This window comes from Pantoea sp. FN0302 (assembly GCF_050113775.1).
Classification (GTDB): Bacteria; Pseudomonadota; Gammaproteobacteria; order Enterobacterales; family Enterobacteriaceae; genus Mixta; species Mixta alhagi.
In genome coordinates, this window is record NZ_JBNJSM010000001.1 from 405,138 (window position 1) to 428,061 (window position 22,924).

Consider the following 22,924-nt stretch of genomic DNA (forward strand, 5'->3'; position numbering starts at 1 on the left):
GAACGAGTTTGTAGTGATCGAGCTTCTGCACCCATTTGCTTTCCCAGGATGAGCCTGGGGTACAGTCAGCTACGACAGACGCAGGCGGCAAAAATTCGGTTAACAGGAATTTATCAGATTAATCATATAAACCAACGAATTTCCGCCAGCCCTGTCAGTAAATTCCTAAACGTCTGTTCAGGCAGGGATGTAAAAAGTGTCTATAGTTAGTGGACATTCATGTGTTTTACACGGAGGAAGAAAATGGCTGTATCAACTGACTCGCAAGAAAAGCGCGATCCGCAAGTAACGGATAAGCCTCAGGTAGCCGGTGAACCACAGGAAACGCGCCTGGATGATGATCTCACGCTGCTTACCGAAACGCTGGAAGAGGTACTGAAATCCTCCGGCGATCCGGCCGATCAGAAATACCTTGAGCTAAAAGAGAAGGCGGAACAGGCGTTGCACGGGGTGAAAACGCGCGTCAGCGCGGCGTCCGATTCCTACTACTACCGTGCCAAACAGGTAGCCTGTCGTGCCGATGGCTACGTTCATGAAAAACCCTGGCAGGGTATTGGTATCGGCGCAGCTGCGGGCCTGATCCTCGGCCTGCTGCTGGCGCGTCGCTAAGCGTTCTGTAGCAAACAGCCTCTGACCAACCGGGAAGAGGCTGGTTTTTCCTCTTTTCCGCCGTGCAATCCTCTGCGTTTACCCGACTCTTCTCAGCCTGAACCGCGACAAAACGTGGTGCGAACTGTTCTGCATCAAAATCCCTTGTCACTCTCCCTTTTACACTAGCTACCTCTTTATGATTATGGAGGTGTTCGTGTATTCGCTTCCTGCCGCGTATAGCGCGTTGCTCACTGAGCTGGCAAAAATCAACAGCAGAGGAGCGGGCTGTCGCGCGTTAACCGTTTCCCTTGCGTCCGGCGAGGATTCCCTGTCCTGGCTTTGTGCCCAGCCGTACCGGCCCCAGCTCTGGTGGCAGCACCGCAACGGCCATGAGCAGGTTGCGCTTTGCGGAGCCATCCGCTGTTACCAGACGCTGTATCAGGCTGAACAGGCGTGTCGCGCTTTGCCCGGGAACTGGCGGATCTGGGGCAGCAACCGTTTTGCCGCCACTGACAGCTTTTTCTTTCTACCGCGGCTAATGTGGCAGCAGGACAGCCGTGGTGAACGGCTGACGCTGTTTGTTCAAAGCGATCATAACCTGCAGGAGGATGCGCAGGTTGCCGTACGCTTCCTGCATGGGTTGCGCGTGCCGCAGCCGTTGCCATTAATACGTGGGCAGCTGCAACAGAGCCAGTGTGAGCCGGAACAGGCGGAGTGGAGCCAGCGAGTAAACTCGGCGTTAGCGACAATTGCCGCCGGAGAGCTGGAAAAAGTGGTGCTGGCACGCACGATGGACCTGCTATGGGATCGTCCGTTGCCGCCGGAGGCATTGCTGGCGGCCAGCCGGCGCGCCAATCCGCACTGTTATCAGTTTATGCTGCGCTTTGCAGACGACAGCGCGCTGGTCTGCGCCTCGCCGGAGCGGCTCTGGCTGCGGCAGCAAAATACGCTGCTGACTGAGGCGCTGGCGGGCACGGTGGCGCGCGATATCGATCCCATACTTGCCCTGCAGCAGGCGCAGTGGCTGCTGCAGGACGCCAAAAATCAGCATGAAAACGCAATGGTCATGGAAGATATCTGTTCCCGGCTACAGGAAATAGTCAGCGAACTGGAGGTCATGCCGGTAGAGCTGGTACGCCTGCGCAATCTTCAGCATTTACGACGACGCATCCACGGCAAATTACGCAGCCGCAGCGACGCGCGCATTTTACAGCGCCTGCAACCCACGGCGGCGGTAGCTGGCCTGCCGCGCACGGCGGCATACGCCTTTCTACAGCGCCATGAAGCGCTGAATCGTGACTGGTACGCCGGTTCCACTGGTTTTATCTCCCGACAAAAAAGCGAATTCTGCGTCACGCTGCGCTGTGCGCTGGTCCAGGGGCCGCGAGTGCGACTGTATGGCGGCGCGGGGATCGTCGCCGGTTCCGATGCGCAACAGGAATGGCAGGAAACAGAAAACAAAATGGCGGCGCTGGCAGCACTGCTGCCCACCCGCGCGGCACCACTACAACCCCGCCTGACCGGGAAGCCGCCAGTGGCGCATTCCGCCTGAATTCATCCGCATGGCGAAGGAAAGCTCGCTGCATCGTCGGACGACGTCATGATACTAAGGGGAGAGTATGTCTGACAGTAGCTTTAACCGCCGTTGGGCGCAGGTGATTATTGAGGTATTGGCGCGTCATCAGGTGCGTCATATCTGTATCGCGCCAGGCTCACGTTCTGCGCCGCTCACGCTGGCGGCAGCCAAATCTGCATTGACCTGCCATACCCATTTTGATGAACGCGGGTTGGGCTTTTTAGCACTTGGCCTGGCGAAAGGCTCGCGTACCCCCGTGGCGCTGATAGTGACCTCGGGCACTGCCGTAGCGAATCTGCTGCCCGCCGTTATTGAGGCGCAGTTAACCGGTGAGCGGCTGATTGTACTGAGCGCCGATCGACCACCGGAATTGATTAACTGCGGCGCTAATCAGGCGATTACCCAGCCAGGCATATTTTCTCATTTTGCCCACCGCTGCGATTTACCGCGGCCAACGCCTGAAATTGACGCCCGCTGGCTGGCGGCGGCGCTGGATGAAGCGATTGCCGCAGCCAGTACGGGCGCGCTGCACGTTAACTGTCCCTTTGCTGAGCCGCTCTATGGCACAGAGGATAACGCCTGGCGCGAATGGCTGGCGTCGCTGGATGCATGGATGCAGCAATCGATCCCGTGGGTGACCCACAGCGCGCCGGAAAACCATGCGCAGCAGAGCGACTGGCCAGCCTGGCGGCAAAAACGCGGCGTGGTTATCGCAGGCAAAATGCACCCGGAACAGGGCGCGGCGGTGGCACGGTGGGCGGCCACGCTGGGCTGGCCGCTGCTGGCAGATATTCAATCGCAAACCGGCCAGCCGCTGCCCTGTGCGGATTTGTGGCTGAGCAGCCCGCAGGCGCAGCAGCAATTAAATCAGGCGGAGCTGGTAGTGCAGTTTGGCACCAGTCTGATTAGCAAACGGCTCTTGCAGTGGCAGCAGCAGGCGCGCCCGCAGCAGTGGTGGCTTATCGATGCGCTGCCGGGGCGGCGCGATCCTGCCAGCCAGCCGGGGCGACGTATCGTCAGTGAGATCGGCAGCTGGATTAATGCGCATCCGGCAGTAGCCGCTACGCCCTGGGTACCTGAGCTGGCCACGCTGGCCGCATCCATTCAGCGCCAGGCCAGTGCGGTCGTGGAAAATGAGCCAGAGACACTGCTGGCGCACCGGCTGGCGGAATTACTGCCGCCGGATGGCGCGCTGTTTCTTGGTAACAGCCTGCTGGTACGACTGACAGATGCGTTAGCGCAGTTGCCGGTTGGCTACCCGGTTTACTGCAATCGCGGCGCCAGCGGGATCGATGGCCTGATAGCAACCTTAAGCGGCATCCAGCGCGCTCAGGCGCGTCCGGTGCTGGCACTGCTGGGCGATATCTCCGCCCTGTATGATTTGAACAGTCTGGCGCTGCTGCGTCAGCTTGCCGCGCCGCTGGTGCTGGTGGTGGTTAACAACAACGGCGGCCGCATTTTCTCTCTGTTGCCGACGCCGGTCAGCGAGCGCGAGCGTTTTTTCACTTTGCCGCAGTCGGTCAGCTTTGCTCCGGCAGCGCAGATGTTCGGCCTTGATTATCAGCATGTTGCCGCCTGGGCGCCGCTACAACAGGCCGTTAAACAGGGTTTTATGCAGCAGGGCGGCACGCTGGTGGAGTTCAGCGTAGCGCCCGATAGCGGTGCGGAGACCTTTGCCCGCCTGGTGGCGATGGGAGCAGCGCTATGATCCTGCACGCCCGCTGGCAGGGACATCGGCGCAGCAGCAAGCCAACTCTGGTTTGGCTGCATGGTTTCCTGGGCACCCTGCATGACTGGCTGCCGGTACAGCAGGCGTTTATCGACTGGCCGATGCTGAGCATCGATCTGCCCGGACACGGCGGCTCCTGCGGGCAGCGCGTCAGCGGCTTTGATGAACTCAGCGAGCGCATCGGCGCTACGCTGCGTCATTACCAGATTCAACATTACTGGCTCATCGGCTATTCCCTCGGCGGACGCGTGGCGATGTATTACGCCTGCCGCGCAGCGCTGCCTGGGCTATGCGGGCTGGTGGTGGAGGCGGGGCATCCGGGGCTGACCGATGAACAACAGCGTGGGGCGCGCGCTGCGCGCGATACCTTGTGGATAAGCCGTTTCCGCCAGCTGCCGCTGCCTGACGCGCTACAGGTCTGGTATCGGCAGCCGCTCTTTAACGAGCTGACCGAGCAACAGCGCAACGCGCTGGTCAGGCACCGTAGCACGGGCGACGGCCCTTCGCTGGCGGCAATGCTGCACGCCACTTCATTAAGCAAGCAGCCTGATTTGCTGCCGGAACTTCAGCAGCTGAGCGTGCCTTTCAGCTATCTGTGCGGTGAATGGGACAATAAATTTATTCAGCTCGCCATGCAGGCGCGTCTGCCGCTGCACACCATCCCGGCTGCCGGACACAATGCCCATCGTGCCAGTCCTGCCGCCTTTAGCGATCGGTTGACGCAACTGCTGCGTCAACCTGTCTGAATTCTGGAGAACTTTATGCTTTATCCCGATGAACAACAGCTTACCGCGCCGGTTGAATGGCATGACTGCAGCGGTGAATTCAGCGATATCCGCTATCACAAATCGCCGGAGGGCATAGCCAAAATTACCATTAACCGGCCACAGGTGCGCAATGCCTTTCGACCGCTGACGGTACAGGAGATGATGCTGGCGCTGCAGGATGCGCGTTATGACGAAGGGATCGGCGTCATTATTCTTACCGGCGAAGGTGAACAGGCTTTCTGCGCCGGCGGCGATCAGAAAGTGCGTGGTGATTACGGCGGCTATCAGGATGACGGCGGCGTGCATCATCTTAACGTGCTCGACTTTCAACGCCAGATCCGCAACTGCCCGAAGCCGGTGGTAGCAATGGTGGCGGGTTATGCGGTTGGCGGCGGGCACGTGCTGCATATGCTCTGCGATCTCACCATCGCAGCGGACAATGCGCGCTTCGGACAAACCGGGCCGAAAGTCGGCTCCTTTGATGGCGGCTGGGGCGCATCCTACATGGCGCGCATTGTTGGGCAGAAAAAAGCGCGTGAGATCTGGTTCCTGTGCCGCATGTACGATGCACAGCAGGCGCTGGCGATGGGGCTGGTGAATCATGTGGTGCCGCTGACGCAGTTAGAGCCGGAAACGGTGCGCTGGTGCCGCGAAATGTTGCATAACAGCCCGATGGCGCTGCGCTGTCTGAAAGCGGCGCTGAACGCCGACTGCGATGGTCAGGCAGGGCTGCAGGAACTGGCTGGCAATGCCACCATGCTGTTTTATATGACCGAAGAGGGACAGGAAGGGCGCAACGCTTTTAACCAGAAGCGTCAGCCCGATTTCAGTCAGTTCAGGCGTAACCCCTGATGCGTCAGGCGAAGCTGTGGCGTTATGCCATTCCCATGGAAAGCGGCGTGGTATTGCGCGATCGTCGTTTGACGCAGCGGCAAGGGCTGCTGGTGATGCTGCAACAGCAGGATCGGCAGGGCTGGGGCGAAATCGCGCCGCTGCCGGGATTCAGCCGCGAAACGCTGGAGCAGGCGCAGCAGGCCTGCGTAGCCTGGCTGACACAGTGGCTTGCCGCACGGCCGGTTGATGAAAGCCTGCTGCCTTCGGTGGCTTTTGGCCTGAGCTGTGCCCGCGCAGAGCTGGCGGAGGAGCTGCCGTTAGCGGGTATCTGGCGCAGCGCGCAGCTGTGTCACGGCGATCCCGATGCGCTGCTGTTACAGCTTGAGGAGCAGGAAACGCCCTGTGCCAAAATGAAAGTCGGACTGTATGAAGCGGTACGCGACGGCCTGCAGGTCAGCCTGCTGCTGGAAGCGTTGCCCGCTCTGCAGCTGCGCCTGGACGCCAACCGCAGCTGGACGCTGGAAAAAGCGCGGCAGTTTGCCCGCTGCCTGACGCCGTCACAGCGTGCGCGTATCGCCTTTATTGAAGAACCCTGCCGTACACCTGCCGAAAGCCTGGCGTTTGCCGCCGAATGGGGAATAGCGATCGCCTGGGATGAGAGCCTGCGTGAACCGGGCTTTCAGTTACAGGCTGCGCCGGGGCTGGCTGCGCTGGTGATCAAGCCCACGTTAACCGGCTCGCTGGCGCGTATTCAGCAGCAAATCCACGAGGCGCAGCGGCTGGGGTTACAGGTGATTATCAGCTCGGCGCTGGAGTCCAGCCTGGGACTGACGCAGCTGGCGCGGCTGGCGCACTGGCTAACGCCACAGTCGCTGCCGGGGCTGGATACCTTAACGTTGATGCGTCAGCAGCTGGTGCGATGCTGGCCTGGCTGCATGCTGCCCTTACAGGATCGGGAAACGTGGACGCGCATTTATTAAATGATTTTCCATGGCGCGTGCGGGCGCAAACCCTGCCTGCGGCAATCGCGCTGCAGGCAGGCAAAGAGCAGCTAAGCTGGCAGGCGCTGGCAGAGCGGCTGGAGCGGCTCTGTAGCGGTTTTCAGCAGCAGGGCGTGACGTGCGGATCGCTGGTGGCGCTACGTGGTAATAACAGCCTGTCGCTATTGCTGGCCTGGCTGGCATTATTGCAGGCTGGCGCGCGGGTATTACCGCTTAATCCGCAGCTGCCGTCAGTGACGCTGCTGCCGTTGCTGCGCATGTTGCTTCCTGACTTCATGCTGGATCTGGCCGAGCCGTTGTCTGACGTTATGCCGGTTGCAACACAGCCTCTTACTTTTCCGACGGCGCATTGGTTAAACCAGACGCCGCCGCTGGCGACAACAATGCAGGTTTTATGGCGGCCCGATGCTATCGCCACGCTGACGCTCACCTCTGGTTCCACTGGCCTGCCGAAGGCGGCGGCGCACACGTTTCAGGCGCTGCTGCTCAGCGCGGCGGGGGTGAATCAGCTAATGAATTTCAACGCTGCCGAAAGCTGGCTGCTGTCGCTGCCGCTGTATCATGTCTCCGGGCAGGGGATCGTCTGGCGCTGGCTGCTGGCGGGCGCCTGCCTGGTGCTACCCGTATCGCCTTTGTCGCAGGCGCTTAGCGGATGCAGTTTTGCATCGCTGGTGCCAACCCAGCTATGGCGTCTTCTCCGGGAGCCTGAGCGGCCTGCGGGGTTAAGGGCGGTACTGCTCGGCGGCGCTGCGATCCCTGCTGATTTAGTCACGCGCGCACAAGCCACAGGCATCGGCTGCTGGTGTGGTTATGGCCTGACGGAAAGCGCCGCCACGGTATGTGGCAAGCGGGCGGACAACCGGGCTGGCGTCGGCAGGGCGTTAAACGGGCGTGAGATAGCGATTGTTGATGACGAAATCTGGATCCGTGGCGCAACCTTAGCCAGCGGCTACTGGTGCGATGGACAACTGTGGCCGCTGACAAATGAGCAGGGCTGGTTTGCCACTGGCGATTTGGGGCGCTGGCATCAGGACGAACTGCAGGTGTTGGGCAGAAAAGACAATCTGTTTTTCAGCGGCGGCGAGGCGGTACAGCCGGAAGCGATAGAAAGCCTGCTGATGCAGCATCCCGCCGTGATGCAGGCGGTTATTCTGCCGCAGCCGGATGAAGAGTGGGGGGCAAGGCCGGTTGCGCTGCTGACGCTGGCAGCGGATGAAAAGATGGAAAACATCGCCGCCTGGGCACGCACGCAGCTGGCCAGCTTTCAACGCCCCTTCCGCTGGCTGCAGCTACCGGAAGACCTTGCACAGGGCGGTATTAAATTATCACGTCAGCAGCTGGCGCAGTGGCTGCAGGCCCGGTAGCAGGAGAGTGGAAGCTGATGATATGGCTCTCTGTGAAAACGGCCGGGAGTAGTGTTATGGTGTTTTGACCTTTCATTGCAGGCGAAAACAGATGTTATTTCATCACTTACGTATCGCGCGACCGGTAACAGATCTCAGGCAGAGCAGCGACATGTATTGCCGTGGGTTGGGGCTACAGGAAATCGGCGAATTTACCAACCATGAAGGCTTTAGCGGATGTATGCTTGGTCGTTATGACTTGCCCTGGCACCTGGAATTTACTCTGTGCCATGACCATCCTGTTATGCCTGCGCCCTCGGCAGAGGATCTTCTGGTTTTGTATATTCCGGAAAGGGAAGCGTGGACGGCAGCCTGTAATCAAATGGAGCAGGCGGGTTTTACCCGAACCTGTGCTTTTAACCCGTACTGGGAGAATAAAGGTATCACTTTTCAGGACAAGGATGGCTACCGTGTGGTTTTGCAAAACAGCCGATGGGCGGCTTCCTGAATTGTTATTGATAACAAAATCAGGATAGCAGCGCTTTTAGAGAGAGGGCGATAAGCAGCAGCCCGCCAGTGATATTCACAGATTTTTTCAGCATTAACGGATCGATTTTACGGACAGAAAAAATTAGCGCTCTGCTGACTAGCAGCAGCCAGGCGACCATTACCACAACGTGTAGCGAAGCCAGCACCAGATAATCGCTGATATTCCCCTGTCTGCCGGCAAACTGGGAGACCACCGTCAGATAAAACAGGATGGCCTTGGGATTCAGCACGTTGGCCAGCCAGGCTTTTTTTAACGTCACGGGATTTGCTGCATGATCGAAAGAAAACGTATGCGCTGAAAGGCCGCTACGGATCAGCTGAATGCCCAACCAGAGAAGATAAGCGGTGCCGGCAATTTTCAGCATGTTGAAAAATGCAGGCGAAGCGACCATCGCCGTGATACCCAATCCGATTAAAACGGCGTGCGTATAAATACCCAGTGTCGTTCCGAGCAGAGTAGAGCACAGTCCGCGACGGCCACCTGCCAGCGCACTGTTAATAGCCAGCGTAAAGCTTGCGCCAGGCGAAAGCGCCACGGGTAACAGGGCTGGCAGAAAGCCGATTAGATTGATGTTCATTAACCCTGAATATTAGGTGACGCTCTTACCGCTGACCAGCCGCTAACAGGCAATAAAAAAGCCCAACCTTGCGGTTGGGCTGTAAACGGTTGATTCAGTACCAGGAAAATGCAGGCTTACCCCTGCAGCGCCCGCAGCGCATTTTCCACCCCGGCACCATAGGCTTCGTCTACCTCACGGAACAGCGCAATCTGACGCTGCTGAATAAACTCTGGTATCTGCACCAGTTCACCGGCGATACGCTTAAACATACGCTGATGCTCTTCTTCGCTCAGCAGATTAAACAGCGCACGCGGCTGGCTAAAGTAGTCATCATCTTCACGGTGGTTCCAGTGATCGGCTGCGCCTTCCAGCGACAGTGGCGGCTCGCTGAAGTCTGGCTGCTCCTGGAACACACCAAAGCTGTTGGGTTCATAGGTCGCCCCATTGCCGCTGTTGCCGTCCACGCGCATTGCGCCGTCGCGGTGATAGCTATGGAACGGGCATTTCGGCGCGTTCACCGGGATCTGGTGGTGGTTCACGCCCAGACGATAGCGATGCGCATCGCCATAGGAGAACAGACGGCCCTGCAGCATGCGGTCCGGCGAGAAGCCGATGCCGGGCACCACGTTAGCCGGGCTCATTGCAACCTGCTCAACCTCGGCGAAATAGTTGTCCGGGTTACGGTTCAGCTCGAACTCGCCCACTTCAATCAGCGGGTAGTCGGCGTGCGGCCAGACCTTGGTTAAATCAAACGGGTTGTACGGTGTCTGTGACGCCTCTTGCTCTGGCATAACCTGTACGTAAAATTTCCAGCGCGGAAAATCACCGCGTTCGATCGATTCAAACAGATCGCGCTGCGAGCTTTCACGATCGCGGGCGATCAGCTGCGCGGCTTCCTCATCCATCAGGTTTTCCACGCCCTGCTGGCAACGCATATGGAATTTCACCCAGAAACGTTCCTGCTGGTCATTGATAAAGCTGTAGGTGTGACTGCCAAAACCATGAATGTGGCGGTAAGAACGCGGCAGACCACGATCGCTAAAGTCGATAGTCAACTGATGCAGCGCTTCCGGCAGATGCGAGAAAAAGTCCCATTTGTAGGTGGGGTTGCGCAGGTTAGTTCGTGGATCGCGTTTAACCACATGGTTAAGATCCGGGAATTTCAGCGGATCGCGCAGATAGAAAACCGGCGTATTGTTGCCAACCAGATCCCAGTTGCCTTCCTCGGTATAAAATTTCATGGAAAAGCCGCGAATGTCACGCTCGGCATCAGCGCCGCCGCGTTCACCGGCAACCGTAGAGAAACGGATGAAAAGATCGGTTTTTTTACCCACTTCTGAGAAGAGTTTTGCTCGGCTAAAACGGGTAATATCCTGCGTTACGGTAAAGGTGCCGTAAGCGCCTGAGCCTTTGGCATGCATGCGACGTTCCGGGATCACTTCACGATCGAAATGCGCCAGCTTTTCCAGCAGCCAGACATCCTGCAACAGCAGCGGGCCACGACGTCCGGCAGACATAGAGTTATTGTTATGGGCAACCGGCGCGCCTGAAGCGGTAGTAAGACCTTTTTTATTCATATGGCAATTCTCTATCGGTGTGATTGTCAAAGGTTTAACCGAGGTAAAACCCGTTATTAATTGGATAAACCTATTGTTTCCGCTATTTTGCTGCTAAGCCGCTGTGCTGACAATCAGGCAAAAGCTATCACTGCTATCTCTGAAACGCTCTCATCTCCGATATTTTCGTTGTATTCACTGACGTGCCTTCCTACAGTAAAAGCCTTAACCAAACGAGGGACGTGACGTGATTAGAGTGGAAATGCTCTCAACGGGCGATGAAGTGCTGCACGGCCAGATTATCGATACCAATGCCGCGTGGCTGGCTGATACCCTGTTTCAGCAGGGCTTGCCAATGACCAGCCGCGCCACCGTCGGCGACAGCCTCTCCGCGCTGGTGGAAGCACTGACCGAGCGCAGCCGCATTGCGGATGTGCTGATTGTTAATGGCGGCCTCGGCCCGACCAGCGATGATTTAAGCGCGCAGGCGGCAGCAAACGCCTGTGGCGTACAGCTGGAACTGCAGCCTGCCTGGCTGGAAAAAATCGAGGCTTTTTTTGCCAGCCGTGGACGGCCAATGGCAGCCAGCAATCGCAAGCAGGCGGAGATCCCTGCTGGCAGCGAACTGATTGATAACCCGGTAGGCACCGCCTGCGGCTTTGCCGTCACGCTCAATGATTGCTGGATCTTCTTTACGCCCGGCGTGCCGTCAGAATTTAAAGTGATGGTGGAACAGCAAATTCTGCCGCGCCTGAAAGCGCGCTTTGCACTGCCGGAGCCGCCGCTCTGTTTACGTCTGACTACCTTTGGGCGCGGCGAGAGCGATCTGGCGGCGGAGCTGGAGCCGCTGCCGCTGCCGAAAGGCGTGGTCATGGGCTATCGCTCCTCTGCGCCGATTATCGAAATCAAACTCACCGGCCCGGCCGCGCAGCGGGTAGCAATGGAGCAGGTTTGGCAGCAGGTGCGTCTGCAACTGGCGGAATGCACCTTGTTTGAAGGCACGCAGGGGCTACCGGCGCTGCTGGCGCAGCAGCTAAACGCGCGGCAGCTGACACTCACCGTCAGCGAACGGTTCAGCGCGGGCCTGCTGCAGTGGCAGCTCCTTTCCGGCGGCGTGGCGTGCCGGGCTGGTGAAGTGCTGCCTGACGGAGAAGAGACGCTTTCACAGCTGGCGCAGCGGGCGCAGGCGCGGGCAAAGGCGCAGCAGGCGTCGCTGGCGCTGCTGGTAGGATCGTTGCAGGATGAGCAGCTCGGTTTTGCGCTGCACACGCCGGATGGCACGTATGGTCAGCAGGTGAAGTTTAATAACCAGCGTCACACGGTCAAAACGCGTCAGGAGCTGGTGGCGATGATGGCGATGAATATGCTGCGTCGCTGGCTGCACGGCATGGATGTCTCTACCGGGCATGGCTGGGTTGATGTGGTGGAAACGCTAAAAGCGTAATGGGAAACGCAAAAGCCCAACCGATGGTTGGGCTTGAAGGCAGTAACGCTACAGCTCTATCTCGATATCACCGTTGGCTTTACAACAGCAGGGCAGAATTTCGCCCTGCTGAATAAAGGCCAGCGGCTGACCGGCGTAACTCACTTCCCCTTTAATCAGGCGGGTGCGGCAGGAGCCGCAGTAGCCTTCACGACACTGATATTCCACGCAGATATTATGCGCTTCCAGCGCCGCCAGCAGAGAAGGGTGCTCGTCGGTATATTCAAGCTGCGCACCGGAGATGCACAGCGTGATTCGCTTCCCGGCCATGATTACAGCTGGAAGTCGTCGAAGTCGTTTTCGCCTACTTCGGAGTCGATCTGACCAACCAGGTAGGAGCTGACTTCTACCTCCTGCGGCGCAACCTGCACGTTATCAGAGACCAGCCAGGCGTTAATCCACGGAATCGGGTTTGAACGCGTCTGGAACGGCAGATCCAGACCCACCGCCTGCATACGAATATTGGTGATGTACTCAATATACTGGCAGAGGATATCTTTATTCAGGCCGATCATCGAGCCGTCACGGAACAGATATTCCGCCCACTCTTTTTCCTGCACGGCGGCCAGCTTAAACAGATCGTAGCACTCCTGGCGGCACTCCTGCGCAATCTCAGCCATTTCCGGATCGTCTTCGCCGCTGCGCATCAGGTTCAGCATATGCTGGGTGCCGGTCAGGTGCAGCGCTTCATCGCGGGCGATCAGGCGGATAATTTTCGCATTGCCTTCCATCAGCTCGCGCTCGGCAAAGGCAAAAGAGCAGGCAAAGCTGACATAAAAGCGGATCGCTTCCAGCGCGTTAACGCTCATCAGGCAGAGATAAAGCTGTTTTTTCAGCGCGCGCAGGTTAACGGTTACGGTTTTGCCGTTGACCTGATGGGTGCCTTCGCCCAGCAGATGCCAGTAGCTGGTCATCTCGATCAGATCGTCATAGTAGCCGGAAATATCGCTGGCGCGCTTCAGGATCTGTTCGTTGGTAACGATGTCATCAAACACCAGCGCCGGATCGTTAACGATATTACGAATAATATGCGTGTAGGAGCGTGAGTGAATGGTTTCTGAGAAGGCCCAGGTTTCTACCCAGGTTTCCAGTTCCGGGATCGAAATCAGCGGCAGCAGCGCCACGTTCGGGCTACGGCCCTGGATGGAATCCAGCAGCGTCTGATATTTCAGGTTGCTGATGAAGATATGTTTTTCATGATCCGGCAGCGCCTGGAAATCGATGCGGTCGCGTGATACGTCAACCTCTTCCGGACGCCAGAAGAAGGAGAGCTGCTTTTCAATCAGCTTTTCAAAAATGTCATATTTTTGCTGATCGTAGCGCGCAACGTTGACCGACTGGCCGAAAAACATCGGCTCCAGCAGCTGATCGTTTTTATTCTGAGAAAAAGTGGTGTAAGCCATAGTTGATTCCACATGCTAACGGGACAGGCTGGCCTTGCCGCACAGGGCGAGGCGCTGACAGCCGTTTTGACCGTGCATCGCACGGCCTGCCATGTTGCGGCCACGTCGCCAACGTGGCCAAAAGAAGCGTCATGGCCGGAGAGGTGCCGGCCAGACCCGATTAAATTTTACAGGCGCCGCTTTCACAGCCGTCATCCTGAATGGATGGGGCGATGTCGTCCTGCGCATCTTCCGCACCGTCACGGGTGTTCTGATAGTAAAGCGTTTTGACACCGAACTTATAGGCGGTCAGCAGATCTTTTAACAGCTGCTTCATCGGCACTTTACTGTTGGCAAAGCGTGACGGATCGTAGTTGGTATTGGCAGAAATCGCCTGATCGATAAATTTCTGCATGACGCCGACCAGCTGCAGATAGCCATCATTGTTTGGCATTTCCCACAGCAGTTCATAGCTATCTTTCAGACGCTCGTACTCTGGCACCACCTGACGCAGAATGCCGTCTTTAGAAGCTTTAATGCTGATATGACCGCGCGGCGGCTCGATACCGTTGGTGGCGTTTGAAATCTGCGAAGAGGTTTCAGACGGCATCAGTGCAGACAGCGTGGAGTTACGCAGGCCGTGCGTTTTGATCGACTCACGCAGCGTATCCCAGTCAAGATGCAGCGGCTCGTTGCAGATGGCATCCAGATCTTTCTTATAGGTATCGATCGGCAGAACACCCTGCGCATAGGTGGTTTCATTGAACCACGGGCAGGCGCCCTGTTCTTTTGCCAGCTCGTTAGAGGCTTTCAGCAGGTAATACTGAATGGCTTCAAAGGTCTGATGCGTCAGGTTGTTAGCGCTGCCGTCGGAATAGCGCACGCCATGCTTCGCCAGATAGTAGGCGAAGTTAATCACGCCGATACCCAACGTACGACGACCCATTGCGCCACGCTTCGCGGCCGGAATCGGGTAATCCTGATAGTCAAGCAGGGCGTCCAGCGCGCGCACCGCCAGCGTCGCCAGCTCTTCCAGATCCTCCAGGCTGTTAATGGCGCCCAGGTTGAAGGCCGAAAGCGTACAGAGCGCAATTTCGCCATTCTCGTCATTGACATCCAGCAACGGCTTGGTCGGCAGCGCGATTTCCAGGCACAGGTTGGACTGGCGTACCGGGGCAATCGACGGATCGAACGGACTGTGGGTGTTGCAGTGATCGACGTTCTGAATATAGATACGGCCGGTTGAGGCGCGTTCCTGCATCATCAGCGAGAAGAGATCGACCGCTTTCACGCGTTGCTTGCGGATGCTGTCGTCCTGCTCATATTTAGTGTACAGGCGCTCAAACTCATCCTGATCGGCAAAGAACGCATCATACAGGCCCGGTACGTCAGAAGGGCTGAACAGCGTAATATCCTGACCTTTCAGCAGGCGCTGATACATCAGCTTGTTGATCTGTACGCCGTAGTCCATGTGACGAACGCGGTTGCCTTCCACGCCACGGTTGTTTTTCAGCACCAGCAGGCTTTCTACTTCCAGATGCCACATCGGGTAGAACAGCGTAGCCGCACCGCCGCGCACGCCGCCCTGCGAACAGGATTTCACCGCAGTCTGGAAATGCTTATAGAACGGGATACAACCGGTATGGAACGCCTCGCCGCCGCGAATCGGACTGCCCAACGCGCGAATACGACCCGCATTAATACCGATACCGGCACGCTGGGAAACATATTTCACAATGGCGCTGGAGGTGGCGTTAATGGAATCCAGGCTATCGCCGCACTCGATCAGCACGCAGGAGCTGAACTGACGAGTCGGGGTGCGAACGCCAGACATGATCGGCGTCGGCAATGAAATCTTAAAGGTGGATACCGCGTCATAGAAACGCTTGATGTAATCCAGACGGGTTTCACGCGGATAGTTAGAGAACAGGCAGGCCGCTACCAGAATATAGAGGAACTGGGCGCTCTCATAGATATCGCCGCTGACGCGGTTCTGCACCAGATATTTGCCTTCCAGCTGTTTGACTGCCGCGTAGGAGAAGTTCATATCGCGCCAATGGTCGATAAAGCCGTCCATCTGCTCAAACTCTTCGCGGCTGTAGTCTTCCAGCAGATGACGATCGTATTTGCCCATATCGACCATGCGCACCACCTGGTCGTAGAGCGCTGGCGGCTCAAACTGACCGTAGGCTTTTTTACGCAGGTGGAAAATCGCCAGGCGTGCGGCCATATACTGATAATCTGGCGCGTCACGCGAGATCAGATCGGCGGCGGCTTTGATAACAGTCTCGTGAATATCGGAGGTTTTAATGCCGTCGTAGAACTGGATGTGGGAACGCAGCTCAACCTGAGAAACGGAAACATTTTGCAGGCCTTCCGCAGCCCAGTCGAGAACCCGGTGGATTTTGTCCAGATTGATGCGCTCTTTGCGGCCATCGCGTTTAGTGACGAGCAGACTCTGATTCATGTCGCGTTATACCTGTCCGTGAAAAAATATCCCCCGTTTATACACAGCTTGCTCTTTGTGAGTAACTCTGTGGATAAACACTATATATAGGGGGTGAGGAGTAAATGAACAACAAGATGGTGAGTATTCTAGTAATTAATCGCATCTTAACAAGCCTTGATTTTCGCGTAAAAATCGTGATCGGTGGGTAAGTAATTTCCTAAGTCCACGTTTCATAAGGCGCGCAGCGGATGTCAATCCTTTGAAAAAAAAACGTTAGAATTTGATCGAGCGCCTGGTTCTTGTTCAGCAGGCAAAAATTCCTTTTTTTTTCTGCAAAAAACGTCTACGCGCTGTAGCAAAAACAGTCAAATGCAGAGCAGGCCTGGTCTGCTTTATCTCTGGCGTTTTACGGTTGCCTGAAAAGAGAGAAACCAAATAAAAATTTCAAGTGAAAAGCTGGGCGTTTTTTCAGCGTGTGACATATCTCGCTAAATCAAAAATATTTTCTTAACAATACTCATGTTTATCAGCTTTGCCGCCCACTTTTTCCTGTCGTGTTCTTTTCGTAAAAGGCTGATTAAAAATAAAAAAATTCCTTAGCCTCCTTTCTGCCCCTCCTGCCATAAGCGTTACGGCGCTTATGAATAGCTCATTAACGTGATTTTAATGCGGCGTTAATCACATTATTCCGCTCGTTATAAATATATAAAAAAGCACTTCATTTAAAATGAAACAGCGGTTTAATAATATAAAGGCCGACATATCATGATAAGAAAATCAATACCTCTGGGAACCAATAAGAAAATCACGCTGGGTCATCAACTGGCCTACGGCGGCGGAAATCTGCTGGGCAGTGGAGCTTTAGCCATCGCGGGCGCCTGGCTACTCTATTTTTACACCACCTTTTGCGGGCTCTCTTTGCTGGAGGCCTCGTTTATTTTTTCCGTCGCCAGCATTATTGATGCCATCAGTAACCCCATAATGGGCTATCTCACCGATAACTTTGGTAATACCTGGCTCGGTAAGCGGTTTGGCCGTCGGCGCTTTTTTCTGTTAATCGGCGCGCCGCTGATGGTGTTTTATCCGCTGCTGTGGGTTGAAGGCTTTGGCTTTTGGTATTACCTGACCACCTACGTTATTTTTGAGCTGATTTATACCTCCGTCATGGTGCCCTATGAAACGCTGGCTACCGAAATGACGGATGACTTTACCCTGCGCTCCAAGCTCACCGGTTATAAAGCCATCTTTGGTAAGATTGCTAATTTCCTCGCGGCGTTAATTCCGGGCCAGTTTATTCTGCTGTATGGCAAAGAATCGGCGCAGCCGTTTCTTTATACCGGTATTACCTACGGCGCTATTCTGTTTATTGCGGTGGGCCTGCTTTATTGGTTTAGCTGGGAGCGCAAAGACAACGGCATAAAAGAGTTACGCCAGAAGCAGTCTCTCTGGAAAACCCTGACCGCGCTGGCGCGTGATATGCAGTCCACTTTCTATCTGCGCGTATTCCGCAAACATTTAGGCATGTACCTGTTCGGCTTTGGCGCGGAGTGGCTGTTCGCTTCGGTATTTACCTATTATGTGGTGTTTGTGCTGCTGTACGATCCGGCTATCCTTGCCGGGCTGAACAGCCTGAACGCCATTTTGCAGCTCTGTTCCACGGCGATTTTTATCGCGCTCTGCGTGAAGCGCGGTTTCAGTAAGCCTTATATCTGGGCGCTGAGCATTGTGATTTTCGCTGTCTGCTGCTATTCCCTGCTGCACTTTTTCAACCTGCCGCCGCAAACTGCGACCGTGGCTATCATTGCGATCACCGTTATTTTCGGCCTCGGCACCGGCGGCGTCTATTACATTCCGTGGACGGTGTATACCTTCCTGGCGGATGTCGACGAGGTCTTTACCGGCCGCCGTCGTGAAGGCATTTACGCCGGGGCAATGACCTTCTCCGGTAAAATCATGCGCTCAATTATTGTGTTTGTGATGGGGGCAATCCTTAGCTATTACGGCTTCCAGTCTAAATCTCATACCCAGCCAGAAACGGCGATGCATGCCATTTCCTGGGTCTTCTTCGGCGGTGTGATTGGCCTGGCTCTTATCGCCATTATTTTCAGCCGACAGATGCTACTCAACCGTAAAACGCATCTGGTGGTGCTGGAAGAGGTGGCGCGCATTAAAGCTGGCGGCGCACAGAGCGATATCAAACCGGAAGTACGGGAAGTTATCGAGGCGCTGGTAGGCTATCCCTATGAGCAGTGCTGGGGCCGTAGCGCTATCTGCCAGAAAATGAAACTGGCCCCGCTGGTCACGGAGAATACGCCGGAGCCGAAACAGGCCCCTCAGGCATAAAAACCCCCACGTTAAATGGCTTTTAAGGCCCATCCTTCGGGTGGGCCAGGATACCTGCGCCTCAAGGAAACAAAATGTACAAAGCTTGTTTATGGTTAGTTATTGCCAGCAATGGCGCGGCCGCAGCTTTGCCGCAAACCGCTTCGCTGGAGTGGCACGCGATTACCTTTGGTCAGTCAACCGACGTTAATTTCGCCACCAATGTTCTGCCGGAAAAGGTGGGCCTGAATCAGGTGAGCTTTGCCGATGGCAGCCGCGCAGGCGCAAAAGGCGAAAGATTGCATTTGCCCGCTATCCTGGAAAGTCGCGGCGGTAAAATTGGCAACAGCCATGATGGATTGACCTTCTATTATACCCGCCTGCCAGCCAGCGCCAACATGCAGCTGGAAGCTGAAATCAGCGTTGACCAGTTCGGACCCGAAAACGGCGCGTTACCGGCGGGTCAGGAGGGGGCAGGACTGCTGGTGCGGGATACGCTCGGCAAAGCACGCCGCGATCCGGTACAGGCTGGTTACGAAGAGTTTCCCGCCGCCGCCAATATGGTGATGAATGCGATCGTTGCTGCCCAAAAGCGTTCGCATCACCAGGTAGAGGCGACGCTCATTTCCCGTAATGGCGTCACCCAGCCGTGGGGCAATACCGGCGTAGAGATCAAACGTCAGTCTTACCAGCCCAGGATCGATCTCAGCCAGACGCCGCGTTTTCGACTGCGTCTGGCACGCACTGATACCGGCTTTAGCGCCGCATGGGCACCAGCAGGCAGTGATAACTGGCAAAGCCAACAGACGGGAGATGCGGAGCGGATAAGGGTACTGGAGCCAGACGCCTATTATGTGGGCTTTTTCGCCTCACGTAACGCCCGCATTACCGTACACAGCGCCAGCCTGACGCTTAGCGAGCATCGGGCCCAGACGCATCAGCCGTTTGTCAGTCCACAACCGCCGGTAAGCGTTGAAATAGCCTCAGCGGCTGTTTCTGCCACCGCGCGCTATCAGTTTCAGCTGCGTAGCAGCGATGACGGGCAGTTAACGGTAAGCAGTAATGGCATTGTGCATCTGCAGGATCGCCCGCTAAAAGCGGGAGAAATGGTGAGCCTGCCGCTGTCGCTTAGTGCCAACGCCACCCGTATCGATTACCGGCTGGAAACCCGGCATGGCGAGGTAGTGCAGGATAATCTGACCGTTACGCGGCAGCACGTTGCGGATGCCAGCCGCCTCTACGCTTCCCCGCAGGGTAACGCGCAGAATGACGGCAGCCAGCAGCACCCGCTTGATGTCGCGACGGCGGCAGCACTGTTATCACCCGGCGGTACGCTATGGCTGGCACCGGGCGACTACCCATTAACGACGCTGGCAGCAGCCAGCAGCGGCAGCAGGGATCAACTTAAAAAGCTCAGGCCGCTGACAGGAAAGGTGGTTTTTCATGGATTAAATCTCCCGGCCAGCTATTGGGATATTGAACATATCGAGGTAACCGACAAGAGTTTCAATATATCCGGCAGCCATAATCAGATCCGTCAGGTTATCGCCCATCATGCGGATGATACCGGGATTTGGGTCGCCTCGCCGCCAGGTGTGGGGAGGGCGTTGTGGGCCAGTCATAACCTGATTGCTCACGCAGAATCCTGGGGAAATCAGGATGCTGGCCGCATCAATGCGGATGGATTTGCGGTAAAAATGCGTGTGGGTGAGGGAAACCGGCTGGTAGCCTGCTTTGCGCATGATAATGCTGATGACGGTTTTGATCTGTTCAACAAGATTGAAGATGGTGCCAACGGCGCGGTCAGCATTGAGCATAGCGTGGCGTTACGCAATACCAATAATGGTTTCAAGCTCGGCGGTGAAGGGATCCCGGTTGCGCATCGCATAACCAACAGCGTAGCGATAGAAAATGGCATGGATGGATTCACCGACAATTTTAATCCTGGCATGCTGGTGGTGAAAAATAATATCGCCGTAGATAACCATCGTTTTAATTTTATCTTCCGCGCCGGACCTTATACGCAACCCAAAAAACAGGGTCAGTTCGCCGGAAATCTGTCACTGCGAAATAATGCAGTGAAATATGCCGATGTGGTAACAGGAAGCATTGAAAAAGATAATGATTTTTTATTAAGCGAAAAATAACGCCTCGAACTTAATAAAATAATAAAAAACCTCTGTATCAATACTGATGGGATCAAGCAATGAATAAACAGACTTTAATGTGCTGCGGATTACTGCTGGCTTCAACACAGACCGCGGCGGTAACTATCGATGTACGTCATGAATGGCTGGATGACAGCAAAGCCCATAAGGATCGCATCGCCGTATCGCATCGCTTTGATAATGGTATTGGCTTTGGCCTGGAAGCAAAGTGGAGATCGGGAGGCGATAATAAAAACAAAGCCTTTCGCGATATGGTGAGTAACGGCACTGAAAGTACGCTCAACTATCAGTATCGTCCGATCAAAGAGTGGTTTGTACAGCCGGGCTTTACCCTGGAATCTTCGGAAGAAAGGAGTATTTATAAGCCCTTTTTAATGACCGGCTATGCGTTTGCTAACGGTATCTATATTAACGGCCGCTACCGCTATGAATACACCCGTGAGAGCGAGACTGATAAAGAGGATATGAAAACCAACCGCGGTGAAATATGGTTAGGTTACGACTTTACTGACTGGAAAGTGGAATATAACTATATCTACAAACACAGCGATCAGATCCGTTTTAATAATAAAAAATGGGACTACGAGCAAAACATAAAGGCATTATGGAAATTTAATAAAAGCTGGGCGCCTTATATTGAGGTCGGTGATATCAGCGTGCGTAAAACCACCGATGAACGCCAGACGCGACTGCGTATTGGTCTGCAATATAAGTTCTGATGCAGCGAGAAACCGTGAAAGCGCCGTCGGGCAACCCGACGGCGTATGCTTAACCCAGTCGAGCTTTGATCTTCGCGATCATCGCCGCCGTGGAGATGCCATAGCGATCGTGCAGCGTTGGCAGGGCACCGGCGTCCAGAAACGCATCGGGCAGGTTGATGGTATCGAAGTCCGCATGGACGCCTTTACGCAGCAGCAATGAGGCGACCGCTTCGCTGAGCCCGCCGACGGCGCTGTGGTTTTCGGCAGTCATCACCAGGCGTCCTGGCTTAGCCGCCTGCGCCAGGATCGTTTCTTCATCCAGCGGCTTGATGGTCGGCGAATGCAGCACTGCCACGCTGATATTCTCTTTGCGCAGTTGCTCCGCTACCGCCAGCGCGCGCATCGTCATAATGCCGGAGGTAATCAGCAATACATCGCGACCCTCTTCCAGCAGCCTGGCTTTGCCTATTTCAAACTGATAATCATATTTATCCAGCACTACCGGCACCTTACCGCGCAGCAGCCGCAGATAAACCGGCCCATTATGCGCAGCCATAGCTGGCACCGCCTGCTCTATGTCCAGCGCATCGCAGGGATCAATGATGGTCATGCCGGGCACGCCGCGCATAATCGCCATATCTTCGGTGGCCTGATGGCTGGGTCCGTAGCCGGTGGTCAGGCCAGGCAGGGCAGCGGCGATTTTGACATTAAGATGCTCTTCGGCAATCACCTGATGAATAAAATCGTAGGCGCGACGCGTCGCAAAGACCGCATAAGTCGTAACGAACGGCACAAAGCCCTCTTTCGCCATGCCACCCGCCGCGCCCATCAATAGCTGCTCGGCCATGCCCATTTGAAAGAAGCGCGTCGGAAAGGCCTGAGCGAAAATATGCAAATCGGTATATTTCGCCAGGTCCGCTGTCATTCCAACGATATCCTGACGCTGGCGCGCCAGTTCGACCAGCGCGTGACCAAAAGGCGCTGAACGGGTTTCCTGGCCTTCATCCGCGATAGAGGCGATCATCGCAGAGGTGGTCAAACGGGGTTTGGTTGACGTTTGCGACATTATGCGACTCCTTGTGGTTGCGTATCTAATATGGCCAGCGCTTTTTGCCATTCGTCAGCATCAACGCGGATAAAGTGATTTTTGTCGCGTGCCTCAAGGAAAGGCACGCCTTTGCCCATCAGGGTGTCGCAGATAATGACGCGTGGCACGGCTTCAGAATGATTTTTTGCGTTATCAAACGCGGTGATGACCTGTTTCAGATCGTTGCCATCTACGCGTTGTACATACCAGCCGAAAGATGCCCACTTATCCTGCAGCGGCTCAAAACCGAGGATTTTTTGTGAGTTGCCGTCCGCCTGCTGACGATTGACATCAATCACGTTAATCAGATTAGAGAGCTGATAATGCGCTGCGGACATCGCCGCTTCCCAGGTCGAACCTTCATCCAGTTCGCCATCGGACATGGAATTGATGACCAGAGCAGGATTCTGTTTCTGTTTCAGGCCCAGCGCCATGCCAACGGCAATGCTTAATCCCTGTCCCAACGAGCCGCCGGAGATCTCCATGCCGGGCGTATAGGTCGCCATGCCGGACATCGGCAGACGGCTGTCGTCCGAGCCATAGGTTTCCAGCTCGCTTTCAGGGATGATGCCTGCTTCGATCAGCGCGGCGTAATAGGCGATAGCGTAATGTCCGTGCGAGAGCAGAAAGCGATCGCGGCCTTCCCACTCAGGCTCCTGAGGTCGAATATTCATGGTGTGACAGAAAGCGGTTGCCAGTACGTCTGCAATGCCCAGCGCCTGGCCAATATAGCCCTGACCCTGTACTTCACCCATGCGCAGGGCATAGCGGCGAATACGCCACGCCGCCGCAGCAACTTTTTGTAGTTCAGTTTGTGACATAGTGA

The 22,924-nt window shown here is 55.8% G+C and carries 19 protein-coding genes; 12 read left to right on the forward strand and 7 right to left on the reverse strand.

Going from position 1 to position 22,924, the window contains the following annotated elements:
* Positions 1-243 precede the first annotated feature (243 nt).
* The 8 genes from elaB to ACQE32_RS01950 all read left to right on the forward strand — a co-directional run bounded on the left by elaB (position 244) and on the right by ACQE32_RS01950 (position 8,349).
* The gene (elaB, locus tag ACQE32_RS01915; protein ID WP_250650432.1) at positions 244-609 is read left to right on the forward strand and encodes a stress response protein ElaB; all 366 of its coding nucleotides are present in this window, start codon (positions 244-246) and stop codon (positions 607-609) included.
* 196 nt (positions 610-805) lie between these two features.
* Positions 806-2,143 carry an isochorismate synthase gene (locus ACQE32_RS01920; protein ID WP_427021247.1) on the forward strand — a complete coding sequence of 446 codons (1,338 nt, stop codon included), beginning with the start codon at positions 806-808 and terminating at the stop codon, positions 2,141-2,143.
* A gap of 67 nt (positions 2,144-2,210) precedes the next feature.
* Complete coding sequence (gene menD, locus ACQE32_RS01925; protein ID WP_427021248.1) at positions 2,211-3,875, forward strand: 2-succinyl-5-enolpyruvyl-6-hydroxy-3-cyclohexene-1-carboxylic-acid synthase; 1,665 nt, start codon at positions 2,211-2,213, stop codon at positions 3,873-3,875.
* Entirely contained in the window at positions 3,872-4,642 is a 771-nt protein-coding gene (menH, locus tag ACQE32_RS01930) for a 2-succinyl-6-hydroxy-2,4-cyclohexadiene-1-carboxylate synthase (protein ID WP_426980747.1), read from the forward strand. The genes menD and menH overlap by 4 nt, the downstream gene beginning before the upstream one ends.
* Positions 4,643-4,657: 15 nt before the next feature.
* The gene (menB, locus tag ACQE32_RS01935; protein WP_085071038.1) at positions 4,658-5,515 is read left to right on the forward strand and encodes a 1,4-dihydroxy-2-naphthoyl-CoA synthase; all 858 of its coding nucleotides are present in this window, start codon (positions 4,658-4,660) and stop codon (positions 5,513-5,515) included.
* Positions 5,515-6,477, forward strand: a complete 963-nt coding sequence (gene menC, locus ACQE32_RS01940; RefSeq protein ID WP_427021249.1) for an o-succinylbenzoate synthase — start codon at positions 5,515-5,517, stop codon at positions 6,475-6,477. Before menB ends, menC begins: the two co-directional genes overlap by 1 nt.
* Complete coding sequence (menE, locus tag ACQE32_RS01945; RefSeq protein WP_427021250.1) at positions 6,459-7,862, forward strand: o-succinylbenzoate--CoA ligase; 1,404 nt, start codon at positions 6,459-6,461, stop codon at positions 7,860-7,862. The genes menC and menE overlap by 19 nt, the downstream gene beginning before the upstream one ends.
* 91 nt (positions 7,863-7,953) lie before the next feature.
* Positions 7,954-8,349, forward strand: coding sequence for a VOC family protein (locus ACQE32_RS01950; protein ID WP_427021251.1), 396 nt, complete (start codon positions 7,954-7,956; stop codon positions 8,347-8,349).
* Positions 8,350-8,368: 19 nt separating this feature from the next.
* Here ACQE32_RS01950 and ACQE32_RS01955 read toward each other — a convergent pair whose 3' ends face one another.
* Both ACQE32_RS01955 and ACQE32_RS01960 read right to left on the reverse strand, forming a co-directional pair.
* A complete protein-coding gene (locus ACQE32_RS01955; protein ID WP_427021252.1) occupies positions 8,369-8,968 on the reverse strand; it encodes a LysE family translocator in 600 nt (199 codons plus the stop codon).
* A gap of 116 nt (positions 8,969-9,084) precedes the next feature.
* The gene (locus ACQE32_RS01960) at positions 9,085-10,527 is read right to left on the reverse strand and encodes a catalase (protein ID WP_426971908.1); all 1,443 of its coding nucleotides are present in this window, start codon (positions 10,525-10,527) and stop codon (positions 9,085-9,087) included.
* Between the two features lie 226 nt (positions 10,528-10,753).
* Here ACQE32_RS01960 and ACQE32_RS01965 point away from each other — a divergent pair, with 226 nt between their 5' ends.
* Entirely contained in the window at positions 10,754-11,950 is a 1,197-nt protein-coding gene (locus ACQE32_RS01965) for a nicotinamide mononucleotide deamidase-related protein YfaY (protein WP_426980752.1), read from the forward strand.
* 48 nt (positions 11,951-11,998) lie between these two features.
* Here the strand turns inward: ACQE32_RS01965 and yfaE are convergent, their stop codons facing one another.
* From yfaE to nrdA, 3 genes are all read right to left on the reverse strand, one after another.
* The gene (yfaE, locus tag ACQE32_RS01970; RefSeq protein ID WP_426971912.1) at positions 11,999-12,259 is read right to left on the reverse strand and encodes a class I ribonucleotide reductase maintenance protein YfaE; all 261 of its coding nucleotides are present in this window, start codon (positions 12,257-12,259) and stop codon (positions 11,999-12,001) included.
* Between the two features lie 2 nt (positions 12,260-12,261).
* The gene (gene nrdB, locus ACQE32_RS01975; RefSeq protein ID WP_085071046.1) at positions 12,262-13,392 is read right to left on the reverse strand and encodes a class Ia ribonucleoside-diphosphate reductase subunit beta; all 1,131 of its coding nucleotides are present in this window, start codon (positions 13,390-13,392) and stop codon (positions 12,262-12,264) included.
* Positions 13,393-13,552: 160 nt separating this feature from the next.
* Entirely contained in the window at positions 13,553-15,838 is a 2,286-nt protein-coding gene (nrdA, locus tag ACQE32_RS01980) for a class 1a ribonucleoside-diphosphate reductase subunit alpha (RefSeq protein ID WP_426971913.1), read from the reverse strand.
* A 747-nt stretch (positions 15,839-16,585) separates the two neighbouring features.
* Here nrdA and ACQE32_RS01985 point away from each other — a divergent pair.
* From ACQE32_RS01985 to ACQE32_RS01995, 3 genes are all read left to right on the forward strand, one after another.
* Positions 16,586-18,163: an MFS transporter gene (locus ACQE32_RS01985; protein WP_427021253.1), complete on the forward strand. Its 1,578-nt coding sequence runs from the start codon at positions 16,586-16,588 to the stop codon at positions 18,161-18,163.
* A 74-nt stretch (positions 18,164-18,237) separates the two neighbouring features.
* Positions 18,238-20,289, forward strand: a complete 2,052-nt coding sequence (locus tag ACQE32_RS01990; protein ID WP_427021254.1) for a right-handed parallel beta-helix repeat-containing protein — start codon at positions 18,238-18,240, stop codon at positions 20,287-20,289.
* A gap of 59 nt (positions 20,290-20,348) precedes the next feature.
* The gene (locus ACQE32_RS01995) at positions 20,349-21,029 is read left to right on the forward strand and encodes an oligogalacturonate-specific porin KdgM family protein (protein WP_426971916.1); all 681 of its coding nucleotides are present in this window, start codon (positions 20,349-20,351) and stop codon (positions 21,027-21,029) included.
* A 49-nt stretch (positions 21,030-21,078) separates the two neighbouring features.
* On the opposite strand, the gene ACQE32_RS02000 is transcribed toward ACQE32_RS01995, so the two are convergent.
* Both ACQE32_RS02000 and ACQE32_RS02005 read right to left on the reverse strand, forming a co-directional pair.
* On the reverse strand, positions 21,079-22,077 hold the full coding sequence (locus ACQE32_RS02000) for a transketolase family protein (protein WP_250650421.1): 999 nt from the start codon (positions 22,075-22,077) through the stop codon (positions 21,079-21,081).
* Positions 22,077-22,919 (reverse strand): transketolase, encoded by an 843-nt coding sequence (locus tag ACQE32_RS02005; RefSeq protein WP_426971919.1) that lies wholly within the window; start codon positions 22,917-22,919, stop codon positions 22,077-22,079. The genes ACQE32_RS02000 and ACQE32_RS02005 overlap by 1 nt, the downstream gene beginning before the upstream one ends.
* Positions 22,920-22,924: the final 5 nt, after the last annotated feature.

Coding starts and splice junctions, on each gene's coding strand:
- nrdB (WP_085071046.1), bottom strand. CDS start 13,392: ATGGCTTACACCACTTTTTCTCAGAATAAAAACGATCAGCTGCTGGAG.
- ACQE32_RS01950 (WP_427021251.1), top strand. CDS start 7,954: ATGTTATTTCATCACTTACGTATCGCGCGACCGGTAACAGATCTCAGG.
- ACQE32_RS01985 (WP_427021253.1), top strand. CDS start 16,586: ATGATAAGAAAATCAATACCTCTGGGAACCAATAAGAAAATCACGCTG.
- elaB (WP_250650432.1), top strand. CDS start 244: ATGGCTGTATCAACTGACTCGCAAGAAAAGCGCGATCCGCAAGTAACG.
- nrdA (WP_426971913.1), bottom strand. CDS start 15,838: ATGAATCAGAGTCTGCTCGTCACTAAACGCGATGGCCGCAAAGAGCGC.
- ACQE32_RS02005 (WP_426971919.1), bottom strand. CDS start 22,919: ATGTCACAAACTGAACTACAAAAAGTTGCTGCGGCGGCGTGGCGTATT.
- ACQE32_RS01955 (WP_427021252.1), bottom strand. CDS start 8,968: ATGAACATCAATCTAATCGGCTTTCTGCCAGCCCTGTTACCCGTGGCG.
- menC (WP_427021249.1), top strand. CDS start 5,515: ATGCGTCAGGCGAAGCTGTGGCGTTATGCCATTCCCATGGAAAGCGGC.
- ACQE32_RS02000 (WP_250650421.1), bottom strand. CDS start 22,077: ATGTCGCAAACGTCAACCAAACCCCGTTTGACCACCTCTGCGATGATC.
- menD (WP_427021248.1), top strand. CDS start 2,211: ATGTCTGACAGTAGCTTTAACCGCCGTTGGGCGCAGGTGATTATTGAG.
- menB (WP_085071038.1), top strand. CDS start 4,658: ATGCTTTATCCCGATGAACAACAGCTTACCGCGCCGGTTGAATGGCAT.
- ACQE32_RS01995 (WP_426971916.1), top strand. CDS start 20,349: ATGAATAAACAGACTTTAATGTGCTGCGGATTACTGCTGGCTTCAACA.
- yfaE (WP_426971912.1), bottom strand. CDS start 12,259: ATGGCCGGGAAGCGAATCACGCTGTGCATCTCCGGTGCGCAGCTTGAA.
- ACQE32_RS01960 (WP_426971908.1), bottom strand. CDS start 10,527: ATGAATAAAAAAGGTCTTACTACCGCTTCAGGCGCGCCGGTTGCCCAT.
- menH (WP_426980747.1), top strand. CDS start 3,872: ATGATCCTGCACGCCCGCTGGCAGGGACATCGGCGCAGCAGCAAGCCA.
- ACQE32_RS01990 (WP_427021254.1), top strand. CDS start 18,238: ATGTACAAAGCTTGTTTATGGTTAGTTATTGCCAGCAATGGCGCGGCC.